General features: G+C 57.3%; 10 protein-coding genes and 1 riboswitch. Of the genes, 8 read left to right on the top strand and 2 right to left on the bottom strand.

Annotated elements, in window-relative coordinates; all coding sequences use genetic code 11:
• Nucleotides 1-5 precede the first annotated feature (5 nt).
• From argB to oxyR, 4 genes are all read left to right on the top strand, one after another.
• Nucleotides 6-782 (top strand): acetylglutamate kinase, encoded by a 777-nt coding sequence (argB, locus tag G6041_RS17555; RefSeq protein WP_012126070.1) that lies wholly within the window; start codon nucleotides 6-8, stop codon nucleotides 780-782.
• A 26-nt stretch (nucleotides 783-808) separates the two neighbouring features.
• Complete coding sequence (locus G6041_RS17560; protein ID WP_012126069.1) at nucleotides 809-2,026, top strand: argininosuccinate synthase; 1,218 nt, start codon at nucleotides 809-811, stop codon at nucleotides 2,024-2,026.
• A gap of 216 nt (nucleotides 2,027-2,242) precedes the next feature.
• Nucleotides 2,243-3,616 (top strand): argininosuccinate lyase, encoded by a 1,374-nt coding sequence (gene argH / locus G6041_RS17565; RefSeq protein WP_007892504.1) that lies wholly within the window; start codon nucleotides 2,243-2,245, stop codon nucleotides 3,614-3,616.
• Between the two features lie 279 nt (nucleotides 3,617-3,895).
• A complete protein-coding gene (oxyR, locus tag G6041_RS17570) occupies nucleotides 3,896-4,813 on the top strand; it encodes a DNA-binding transcriptional regulator OxyR (protein ID WP_004386937.1) in 918 nt (305 codons plus the stop codon).
• Here the strand turns inward: oxyR and sthA are convergent.
• Nucleotides 4,796-6,196 carry a Si-specific NAD(P)(+) transhydrogenase gene (gene sthA / locus G6041_RS17575; protein ID WP_007779293.1) on the bottom strand — a complete coding sequence of 467 codons (1,401 nt, stop codon included), beginning with the start codon at nucleotides 6,194-6,196 and terminating at the stop codon, nucleotides 4,796-4,798. The two genes, oxyR and sthA, sit on opposite strands and share 18 nt — an antisense overlap.
• 193 nt (nucleotides 6,197-6,389) lie before the next feature.
• On the opposite strand from sthA, the gene fabR reads away from it, so the two are divergent.
• The gene (fabR, locus tag G6041_RS17580) at nucleotides 6,390-7,028 is read left to right on the top strand and encodes an HTH-type transcriptional repressor FabR (RefSeq protein ID WP_007779290.1); all 639 of its coding nucleotides are present in this window, start codon (nucleotides 6,390-6,392) and stop codon (nucleotides 7,026-7,028) included.
• 10 nt (nucleotides 7,029-7,038) lie between these two features.
• Nucleotides 7,039-7,398 (top strand): YijD family membrane protein, encoded by a 360-nt coding sequence (locus G6041_RS17585; protein ID WP_004386934.1) that lies wholly within the window; start codon nucleotides 7,039-7,041, stop codon nucleotides 7,396-7,398.
• Nucleotides 7,399-7,425: 27 nt separating this feature from the next.
• Here the strand turns inward: G6041_RS17585 and trmA are convergent, their stop codons facing one another.
• Nucleotides 7,426-8,526, bottom strand: coding sequence for a tRNA (uridine(54)-C5)-methyltransferase TrmA (gene trmA, locus G6041_RS17590; protein ID WP_041460630.1), 1,101 nt, complete (start codon nucleotides 8,524-8,526; stop codon nucleotides 7,426-7,428).
• A 119-nt stretch (nucleotides 8,527-8,645) separates the two neighbouring features.
• A riboswitch (cobalamin riboswitch) is annotated at nucleotides 8,646-8,830 on the top strand.
• Between the two features lie 70 nt (nucleotides 8,831-8,900).
• Between trmA and btuB the strand changes: the two genes are divergently transcribed.
• Complete coding sequence (gene btuB, locus G6041_RS17595; protein WP_041460752.1) at nucleotides 8,901-10,751, top strand: TonB-dependent vitamin B12 receptor BtuB; 1,851 nt, start codon at nucleotides 8,901-8,903, stop codon at nucleotides 10,749-10,751.
• Entirely contained in the window at nucleotides 10,696-11,547 is an 852-nt protein-coding gene (gene murI / locus G6041_RS17600) for a glutamate racemase (protein WP_166491671.1), read from the top strand. The genes btuB and murI overlap by 56 nt, the downstream gene beginning before the upstream one ends.
• The last annotated feature ends 190 nt before the right edge of the window (nucleotides 11,548-11,737 follow it).

Genomic DNA, 11,737 nt, shown 5'->3' on the forward strand with positions numbered 1-11,737 from the left:
GTGTGATGATGAACCCGTTAATCATTAAGTTAGGCGGTGTGTTGCTCGACAGCGAAGAGGCGCTGGAGCGTCTTTTTACCGCCCTCGTTAACTACCGCAAGGAGCATCAGCGCCCGCTGGTCATCGTTCACGGCGGCGGCTGCCTCGTTGACGACCTGATGAAACAGCTCAACCTGCCGGTGAAAAAGAAAGACGGCCTGCGCGTCACGCCTGCCGATCAAATCGACATTATTACCGGCGCGCTGGCGGGCACCGCCAACAAGACGCTCCTCGCCTGGGCGAAAAAACACGGTATTGCCTCCGTCGGCCTGTTCCTGGGCGACGGCGACAGCGTCAGCGTGACGCCGCTGGATGAAGAACTGGGCCATGTGGGCCAGGCGCATCCGGGGTCGCCGAAGCTGATTAACACGCTGCTGGAAAACGGCTTTATGCCGGTGATTAGCTCGATTGGCGTCACCGATAGCGGCGACCTGATGAACGTGAACGCCGACCAGGCGGCCACGGCGCTTGCGGCGACGCTTGGCGCGGATCTGATTCTGCTCTCCGACGTGAGCGGCATTCTGGACGGCAAAGGCCAGCGCATCGCTGAGATGACCTCTGCGAAAGCCGAGCAGCTTATCGCCCAGGGCATCATCACCGACGGGATGATCGTTAAAGTGCATGCGGCGCTGGACGCCGCCCGCACGCTGGGCCGCCCGGTGGACATCGCCTCCTGGCGCCACGCGGAGCAGTTGCCCGCCCTGTTTAATGGCGTGTCCATCGGCACGCGCATTTTGGCCTGATTACAAATTTTTAAAGGAAAAAGACAATGCAAAATCACGGCATCAAAAAAGTGGTTCTCGCTTACTCCGGCGGCCTCGACACCTCTGCCATCATTCCGTGGCTGAAAGAAAACTATGAAGGCTGCGACGTAGTCGCCTGCGTGGTCGATATCGGCCAGGATCGTGACGATCTGAAAGGCGTTGAGCAGAAAGCGCTGCGCTCCGGCGCGTCCGAGTGCTATGTGGTCGATGCGCGTGAAGAGTTCATCAAAGATTACGTGTACCCGGTGCTGCAAACCGGCGCGCTGTACGAAGGCAGCTATCTGCTGGGCACCTCAATGGCGCGTCCGCTGATCGCCAAAGCGCTGGTGGACGTGGCGAAGAAAGTGGGCGCCGACGCGCTGTGCCACGGCGCGACGGGTAAAGGCAACGACCAGGTGCGTTTCGAATCCGCCTGGGCGGCGCTGGCCCCGCACCTGAAAGTTATCGCCCCGTGGCGTGAGTGGAACCTGCGTTCCCGTGAAGCGCTGCTGGATTACCTGAAAGCGCGCGATATCCCGACCACCGCGTCGCTTGAGAAAATCTACAGCCGCGACGAGAACGCCTGGCATATCTCCACCGAAGGCGGCGTGCTGGAAAGCCCGTGGAATGCGCCGAACCAGGATTGCTGGGTCTGGACGGTCGATCCTAAAGACGCGCCGGATGAGGCGGAGCAGGTGACCGTGACCGTTGAGAAAGGCAACGTGGTTGCGGTTAACGGCGAGCAACTGACCCCGTTTGGCTGCCTGGAAGTGCTGAACAAAATCGGCGCGAAACATGGCGTGGGCCGTATCGATATCGTGGAAAACCGTCTGGTGGGTATTAAATCCCGCGGCTGCTACGAAACCCCGGGGGGCACCATTATGATGGCGGCGCTGCGCGGCGTTGAGCAGCTGGTGCTGGATCGCGACAGCTTCAAATGGCGTGAGCAGGTAGGCCTTGAGATGTCTTACGTGGTGTACGACGGCCGCTGGTTCGCCCCGCTGCGTCAGTCCCTGCAGGCGGCGGCGCAGTCGCTGGCTGAGCAGGTGAGCGGCGAAGTGGTGCTGGAACTCTATAAAGGCCGTGTGACCGCGATTCAGAAGAAATCGACCAACAGCCTGTATAACGAAGAGTTTGCGACCTTCGGCGAAGACGAAGTGTATGACCACAGCCACGCGGGCGGCTTTATCCGTCTGTTCTCCCTCTCTTCACGCATCCGTGCGCTGAATGAGCTGAAGAAGTAATCTGCCGTTGCGTGGATGGCGGGTGCGCTGACGCTTACCCGCCCTACGCCCGGTAAGGGGAGCACAGGTAAGCGAAGCGCCCCGTCGCATAAAAGCAGCACAACATTTGTAGGGCGGGTAAGCGAAGCGCACCCGCATTTAAGAGATAACCAGAACAGTCGTAGTGCGGGGAAGCAAAGCACCCCCGCCATTGCAAGACAGATAACGGAGCGGATTATGGCACTTTGGGGCGGACGTTTTACTCAGGCGGCAGACGGGCGGTTTAAACAATTTAATGACTCTCTGCGCTTTGATTACCGACTCGCCGAGCAGGACATTATCGGCTCCGTGGCCTGGTCTAAAGCGCTGGTTACGGTCGGCGTACTGACCGCGCAGGAGCAAAGCCAGCTTGAAGGCGCGCTCAATACGCTGCTGGAAGAGGTGCTGGAAAACCCGCACGCGATTCTGGAAAGCGACGCGGAAGATATTCACAGCTGGGTGGAAGGCAAGCTTATCGACAAAGTCGGCCCGCTCGGCAAAAAACTGCATACCGGACGCAGCCGTAACGATCAGGTCGCGACTGACCTGAAGCTCTGGTGCAAAACCCAGGTGCATGCGCTGCTGAGCGCCACGCGTCAGCTCCAGCAGGCGCTGGTGGTCACTGCCGAGGAAAACCAGGACGCGGTGATGCCGGGTTACACCCATCTGCAACGCGCCCAGCCGGTGACGTTTGCGCACTGGTGCCTGGCGTATGTCGAAATGCTGGCGCGCGATGAAAGCCGCCTGAAAGATACGCTGAAACGTCTGGACGTCAGCCCGCTTGGCAGCGGCGCGCTCGCCGGTACGGCGTATGAAATCGACCGTGAACAACTGGCGGGCTGGCTCGGCTTCGCAAGCGCCACGCGCAACAGCCTGGACAGCGTTTCCGATCGCGACCATGTGCTGGAGCTGCTGTCGGACGCCGCCATCAGCATGGTGCATCTGTCGCGTTTCGCCGAAGACCTGATTTTCTTTAACTCCGGCGAAGCGGGGTTTGTCGAGCTGTCCGATCGCGTGACGTCCGGCTCCTCGTTAATGCCGCAGAAGAAAAACCCGGACGCGCTGGAGCTTATTCGCGGCAAGTGCGGCCGCGTTCAGGGCGCGCTCACCGGCATGATGATGACGCTCAAAGGCCTGCCGCTCGCGTACAACAAAGACATGCAGGAAGATAAAGAAGGGCTGTTCGACGCGCTCGACACCTGGCTTGATTGCCTGCATATGGCGGCGCTGGTGCTGGACGGCATTCAGGTGAAACGTCCGCGCTGCCAGGAAGCCGCGCAGCAGGGCTACGCTAACGCCACGGAACTGGCGGATTATCTGGTCGCTAAAGGCGTGCCGTTCCGCGAAGCGCACCACATTGTGGGCGAGGCGGTGGTGGAGGCGATTCGTCAGGGCAAACCGCTGGAAGATCTGGCGCTCGGCGACCTGCAAAAATTCAGCCCGGTAATCAGTGACGATGTGTACCCGGTGCTGTCGCTCCAGTCGTGTCTTGATAAGCGCGCGGCGCAGGGCGGCGTGTCGCCGGTGCAGGTGGCGCAGGCCATTAGCGCGGCGAAAGCGCGACTGGCATAATAGCGAATGGCTGAAGAAAGCCCGGCGGATGTCGGGCTTTTTTTATGCGTCCCGAAACGCAGGCAAAAAAAAGCGGACTTACTGTCCGCTAAATAGTTCACGTTGGCTTTAGTTATACGGCTAACAGAGAGACTCTGTGTGCGGGTTATCACTCAGTGAGGGTAAGGAGTGATGTTCTCCGCGGCTGAGGCTATTATTCACTTTCGTGCTTGATAGGGATAATCGTTGGTTGCTATGCTATCTATCGCCATGAACTATCATGGCGGCGGAGGATGAAGAATGAATATTCGTGATCTTGAATACCTGGTGGCCCTTGCCGAACATCGCCATTTCCGGCGTGCGGCGGACGCCTGCCACGTGAGTCAGCCAACCCTGAGCGGTCAAATCCGTAAGCTTGAAGATGAACTCGGCGTAATGCTGCTGGAACGCACCAGCCGCAAAGTGCTGTTCACGCAGGCGGGGCTGCTGCTGGTAGACCAGGCGCGTACCGTTTTACGTGAAGTTAAAGTGCTGAAGGAGATGGCGAGCCAGCAGGGCGAAACCATGTCCGGCCCGCTGCATATTGGCCTTATCCCGACCATCAGCCCTTATCTGCTGCCGCAAATCATCCCGATGCTGCACCAGACGTTCCCCAAACTCGAAATGTATCTGCATGAAGCGCAGACGCATCAACTGCTGGCCCAGCTCGACAGCGGTAAGCTCGACTGCGCTATTCTTGCGCTGGTCAAAGAGAGCGAAGCCTTTATCGAAGTGCCGCTGTTTGATGAGCCGATGCTGCTGGCGGTCTATGAAGATCACCCGTGGGCCGGACGCGACCGCGTGCCGATGGGCGAACTGGCGGGCGAAAAACTGCTGATGCTGGAAGACGGCCACTGCCTGCGCGATCAGGCGATGGGCTTTTGCTTCGAAGCGGGCGCGGATGAAGACACGCATTTCCGCGCGACCAGCCTTGAAACGCTGCGCAATATGGTGGCGGCAGGCAGCGGCATTACGCTTTTGCCTGCGCTCGCCGTACCGCCGGAACGCCATCGCGACGGCGTCGTTTATCTGCCTTGCGTGAAGCCGGAACCGCGACGCACCATTGGTCTGGTGTATCGTCCGGGCTCGCCGCTGCGCAGCCGCTATGAGCAGCTCGCAGAGGCCATCCGCAAACAGATGGATGGCCGTTTCGACAGCGCGTTAAAACAGGCGGTTTAAGCCGTTCAGCGCGGCGACCCGATAGGCTTCCGCCATCGTCGGGTAGTTAAAGGTGGTGTTAACGAAGTACTCAATGGTGTTACCGCCACCTTTCTGCTCCATAATCGCCTGGCCGATATGAATAATCTCGGCCGCGCGCTCCCCAAAGCAGTGAATTCCCAGAATCTCTTTGGTTTCGCGGTGGAACAAAATCTTCAGCGTGCCCACGTTCATGCCCACAATTTGCGCACGCGCCAGGTGTTTAAACTGCGCGCGACCCACTTCGTAAGGCACTTTCATGGCGGTGAGCTGCTGTTCGGTTTTGCCGACGGAGCTGATTTCCGGAATGGTGTAGATGCCGGTTGGAATATCTTCCACCAGGTGCGCCGACGCTACGCCCTGCACTAATGCCTGCGCGGCGATGCGGCCCTGATCGTAGGCGGCGGAGGCCAGGCTCGGATAACCGATCACATCGCCCACGGCATAGATGTGCGGCAACGCGGTCTGGTACATGCTGTTCACTTTCAGTAGCCCGCGGCCATCGGCCTCCAGCCCGATATTCTCCAGCGCCAGCGAATCGGTGTTGCCGGTGCGTCCGTTGGCATAGAGCAGGCAGTCAGCTTTCACTTTCTTGCCTGATTTCAGGTGCACAATCACGCCGTCATCCACGCCCTCGATACGCTCATACTCTTCGTTGTGGCGAATCACCACGCCGCTGTTCCAGAAGTGGTATGAGAGCGAATCGGACATCTCCTGATCGAGAAACGCCAGCAGACGGTCGCGGGTGTTGATGAGATCCACCTTGACGTTCATCCCGCGGAAAATCGACGCATATTCACAGCCGATGACGCCCGCACCGTAAATAATCACGTGGCGTGGCTCATGGTGCATGCTGAGGATGGAGTCGCTGTCGTAGATGCGCGAGTGGGTGAAATCCACATCGTCCGGGTGATAGGGACGCGAACCGCAGGCAATCACGAATTTTTCTGCGGTCAGGGTCTCTATCGAGCCGTCGTGACAGGTCAGCTCAATCGTATGCTCGTCAATAAAACGCGCGTCGCCTTGCAGGATCTGGCAGCGGTTGCGCTCATAAAAGCCCTGGCGCATGTTGGTCTGCTGATTGATCACGTTGTCGGCGTGGTTGAGGATGTCGGCGAAAGAGGAACGGAGAGGACGGGAGTGGGCGCTGTATAACGGGTTCTGGTTAAATTCAATGATACGGCTGACGGCGTGGCGTAGCGCTTTCGACGGGATGGTGCCCCAGTGGGTGCAACCGCCGCCGACATTATGGTAGCGCTCTATCACGGCTACCGTGGCGCCCTGTTTCACCAGGCCCATTGCAGCGCCTTCGCCGCCAGGGCCAGAGCCAATCACTATTACATCATAATCGTAGGTTTGTGGCATGGTAAGGCTTACCTTGTTCTTATACATAAAAGCAACAGAATAGTAACATCACCCAAAGAATAACCCAATTCTCCCTGTGCGTTTTGCCATCTCTGGTAGCCTCCGCTTCGTAAACAATCATTCACAATCCGTTATAAACCCGGTAGTTTTAAAACTGGTATAGTGCCGTTTCAACAGGAAGGAATCAGGCAACGTGATGGGCGTCAGAGCGCAACAAAAAGAACGGACCCGGCGGTCGCTGGTGGAAGCCGCGTTTAGTCAGCTAAGCGCGGAAAGAAGTTTTGCCAGCCTGAGCCTGCGCGAAGTGGCGCGCGAGGCCGGTATCGCGCCGACCTCGTTTTACCGGCACTTTCGCGATGTGGATGAACTGGGTCTGACGATGGTGGATGAAAGCGGGCTGATGCTGCGCCAGCTGATGCGCCAGGCGCGCCAGCGCATCGCCAAAGGCGGCAGCGTGATCCGCACGTCGGTTTCCACCTTTATGGAGTTTATCGGCAATAACCCGAACGCCTTCCGGCTGCTGCTGCGTGAGCGCTCCGGCACGTCTGCGGCGTTTCGCGCCGCCGTGGCGCGTGAAATCCAGCATTTCATCGCGGAACTTGCCGATTATCTGGAACTCGAAAATCATATGCCGCGCGCGTTTACCGAGGCTCAGGCGGAGGCGATGGTGACTATTGTCTTTAGCGCTGGCGCTGAGGCGCTGGATGTGAGCCCGGAACAGCGCGGGCAATTAGAAGAGCGACTGGTCTTGCAGCTGCGCATGATTTCCAAAGGCGCTTACTACTGGTACCGTCGCGAACAAGAAAAGATGGCGCAAAATTCCGATAAGTGAAGGACGAGCAATGAGAAACACGACACAAGAAAAGGGTACGCTGCTGCTGGCGCTGTTAGCCGGCCTGTCAATTAACGGCACCTGCGCGGCGCTGTTTAGCTCCATCGTGCCTTTCTCGATTTTCCCGATTATTTCCCTGGCGCTGACGGTGTACTGTCTGCATCAGCGTTACCTTAACCGCACGATGCCGGTGGGCTTGCCTGGCATCGCCGCCGCCTGTTTTATTCTGGGCGTGCTGCTGTACAGCGCCGTGGTGCGCGCCGAATACCCGGCGATTGGTTCTAACTTCCTGCCGTCGGTGTTATCGGTGGTGCTTCTGTTCTGGATTGGTTTTCGCCTGCGTCAGCGCAAGGCGCGTTACGAAGAGTAAAGAAAGGGCGCCGCGGCGCCCTTTTTATTAGCGGCGCGTTAACAGCACGCCGCATTCCATGTGGTGGGTGTAAGGGAACTGATCGAACAGCGCGAGGCGCTCAACGCGGTGCGTCTGGCTTAGCGTGTCGAGGTTCTCGCAAAGTGTTTGCGGGTTGCAGGAGATATAAAGGATATGCGGATACGCCTGCACCATTTTGACCGTCTCCTGATCCAGCCCGCTGCGCGGCGGATCGACAAAGATCGTCTCGCACTGATAGCTTTTCAGGTCGATCCCCTGCAGACGGTTAAATTCACGCACGCCATTCATCGCCTGGGTAAATTCTTCCGCCGCCATGCGGATAATCTGTACGTTGTCGATGTGGTTGGCCGCAATGTTGTATTGCGCCGCGGCGACGGACGGCTTGGCGATTTCTGTCGCCAGCACGCGGTTAAAGTTGCGCGCCAGCGCCAGCGAGAAGTTGCCGTTACCGCAGTAAAGCTCCAGCAGATCGCCCTTTGAACCCTGCGTGACATCCAGCGCCCACTCCAGCATATGAATGTTCATCGCCGCGTTTGGCTGGGTAAAGCTGTTCTCCACCTGGCGGTAAATCATCTCTGTGCCCGCGACCGGCAGGCGCTCGTCGATGTAATCCTGATCGAGCATGATTTTGGTTTTCGTCGCGCGGCCAATAAAGTGGACGTCAAAGCCGTCGGCGCGCAGCGCGTCGCGAAGACGCGTCGCCTCTTCACGCCAGGCGTCATCCAGCGCGCGGTGATAGAGCAGCGAGACGACCGCCTGCTGGCTACGGGTGGTCAGGTAGTCAATCTGGAACAGCTTATGGCGCAGCGTGCGGTTGTCGCGAATGCCCGCGATCATGCGCGGCATCAGGGCGTTAATCAGCTCGCTCGCCGCCGGGAAACTGTCGACGCGAATACGGCTGCGCGTCTCCTGATCGAAAATGATGTGGTAGAGGTCGTCGCCGTCATGCCAGAGGCGGAACTCGGCGCGCATGCGGTAGTGGCTTACCGGCGAGCGGAACACCTCCGGCGCTGGCGCGGCGAAAGGCGCCATCATGCTTTGCAGGCGCTCTGTTTTTTCGGCCAGCTGTGCGTCGTATTGATCGATGGGGAGATGTTCGGGGGTCATCATGCGTCCTGGGGTGATAAAAATTTACGCCGGGATTGTAGGGAATGCGGGCGTGATGTCCAGCGTTGATTGTTTTTGCATCATCACAGATGGAAGTCTGGACTTCTGTCTGGCGCTCCATGTAGCATGCCGTTTCCGGTCTCCTGTGAGTGAAAAGGGAATCCAGTGCGAATCTGGAGCTGACGCGCAGCGGTAAAGACAGGTGGGATGAACGCGTTCGCAGACACTGCCGGCCCGCCGGTGGGAAGTCCTCATCCGTAACACACCTCCAAGCCCGAAGACCTGCCGGAGTCACGTCGCATCTCGCGCGCTTATCGCGTTCTATTAAGTGCGCCTGCGGCATCCTATACGTTAAGCGGATGCTTATATTAATGATGATAAAAAAAATCTCGCTGCTGACGGCGCTTTCCGTCACGGCGTTTTCTGGCTGGGCGCAGGATAGCGGCTCAGATTCTCTGGTGGTGACCGCCAACCGTTTTCAGCAACCGGTCAATACAGTGCTGGCGCCGACGTCAGTGGTGACGCGGGAAGATATCGAACGCTGGCAGGCAAACACAGTAATTGATGTTATGCGTCGCCTGCCGGGCGTGGATACTGCCCAAAGCGGCGGAATGGGGCAGCTTTCCTCCCTGTTTATTCGGGGAACGAACTCCAGTCATGTTCTTATTCTTGTCGATGGCATCCGTCTGAACCAGGCGGGGGTAACAGGGTCGTCCGATCTTAGCCAGTTCCCGCTAGCTCTGGTGCAGCGCATTGAATATATTCGCGGACCACGCTCTGCGGTCTATGGATCTGATGCGATTGGTGGAGTAGTGAACATTATCACGACCCGTGCGAAGGATGGCACGACGTTGAACGCGGGGATAGGTTCGCATAGCTACCAAAATTATGGCGGCAGTACCCAGCAGACTCTGGGAGACAATACACGCGTGACGCTGGCGGGTGATTATACCTATACCAGAGGCTTTGACGTGGTTGCTGAGGGTAACAACGGTGGTCTTGCTCAGCCCGATCGTGATGGCTTTATGAATAAAACGCTCTACGGCGCGCTCGAGCATGCTTTTTCTGACCAGTGGACTGGTTTTGTTCGCGGCTATGGCTACAGCAATCGTACGGCCTATGATGGCTATTACAATTCCTTTACGCCTGACGTTTTGGTTGATACCCGTCAACTCTATAGCCAGACCTGGGATGCGGGGCTGCGCTTCAATAACGACCTCTTCCACTCACAGTTACTTTCCAGCTACAGCCACAGCAAAGATTATAATTACGATCCGCATCTGGGGCGTTATGACTCCACGGCTACGCTTGATGAGATCAAACAGTACAACGTTCAGTGGACCAACGCCGTTGATGTTGGCCACGGCAATATCGGCGCAGGTGTTGACTGGCAGAAGCAGAGCACCGAACCGGGTACAAGCTATGTCACGAACGGTTATGACCTGCGTAACACCGGCGTTTATCTGACGGCGTTGCAGAAGTTTGGCGATGTTACGCTTGAAGGAGCAGTCCGTAGCGACGATAACTCCCAGTTTGGCCGTCATGGTACCTGGCAGAGCAGCGCGGCCTGGGAGTTTATTGAAGGGTATCGATTCATTGCCTCTTATGGCACGGCCTATAAAGCGCCTAATCTTGGACAGCTTTACGGTTTCTATGGCAATGACCATCTCGATCCTGAAGAGAGTAAACAGTGGGAAGGCGCGTTTGAAGGTCTTACCGCTGGCGTAAACTGGCGTGTATCCGCGTATCGCAATGACGTTGATAACCTGATCGACTTTAATAACAACCTGCAGGAATATTACAACGTAGGTAAAGCGCGTATTAAAGGCGTAGAAGCCACGGCATCCTTTGATACTGGCCCGCTGACTCATACACTCGGTTACGACTATGTGGATGCTCGCAATGCGGCAACAAACGCATTGTTGGTGCGCCGGGCTAAGCAGCAGGTTAAATATCAGCTGGATACGCAGCTTTATGATTTCGACTGGAGTCTTACATACCATTACCTGGGCACACGCTACGACACTGACTTTAGCACTTATCCGACTCAAAACGTGAAGCTCGGCGGCGTCAGCCTTTGGGATGTCGCGGTTTCGTATCCGGTCACCTCTCACCTTACAGTTCGTGGTAAAATAGCTAATCTGTTCGATAAAGATTACGAGACGGCTTATGGCTACGCGACTGCAGGACGAGAATACACGTTGTCAGGCAGCTACACCTTCTGAGGCCCGCCCAACCATTCTGGTTTTTGATTCCGGCGTGGGTGGGCTTTCTGTTTATGATGAGATCCGGCATCTCCTGCCGGATCTGCATTACATCTACGCTTTCGATAACGTTGCATTCCCCTATGGCGAGAAAAGCGAAGCGTTTATCGTTGAGCGTGTGGTCGAAATTGTGACTGCCGTTCAGGCGCGCTACCCCCTGGCGCTCGCCATTATCGCCTGCAACTCTGCCAGTACGGTATCTCTCCCTGCCTTGCGTGAAAAATTCGCGTTTCCTGTGGTGGGCGTAGTGCCTGCTATCAAACCGGCTGCGCGTCTGACGGCGAACGGTATGGTAGGGCTGCTCGCGACCCGTGGCACCGTTAAGCGTCCTTATACGCATGAGCTGATTGCGCGCTTCGCCAATGAATGCCAGATAGAAATGCTGGGCTCGGCGGAGCTGGTGGAAATTGCTGAGGCGAAACTGCACGGCGAACCGGTCTCTCTGGAGGCGCTGCGCCGCGTGCTACGCCCGTGGCTGCGTATGCCGGAGCCGCCGGATACCGTTGTGCTCGGTTGTACGCACTTCCCGCTACTGGCTGAAGAACTGTTGCAGGTGCTGCCGGAAGGCACACGGCTGGTGGACTCGGGCGCGGCGATTGCCAGACGCACCGCGTGGCTGCTGGAGCATGAAGCACCGGATGCGTGTTCTTCTGATGAGAATATTGCTTATTGTATGGCATTAACGCCGGAAGTTGCGCAGTTAATGTCCGTTTTGCAGCGTTATGGGTTCAATAAGCTCGAAAAACTGCCACTCTAAAGGAGTTTTGCACAAAAAAGAGACGGTTGAAAAGTTTTTTGAAATTAGGGGTTGTCAGGCGGAAAGAACTCCCTATAATGCGCCTCCACTGACACGGCACAACGGCAAACGAGCCGGCCCGTCAGGCAGACGAAAGCGAAAATAAACGCTTGACTCTGAAAGAGGAAAGCGTAATATACGCCACCTCGCG

It is taken from the genome of Cronobacter sp. HA18003, assembly GCF_011605905.1.
Taxonomy (GTDB): Bacteria; Pseudomonadota; Gammaproteobacteria; order Enterobacterales; family Enterobacteriaceae; genus Cronobacter; species Cronobacter sakazakii.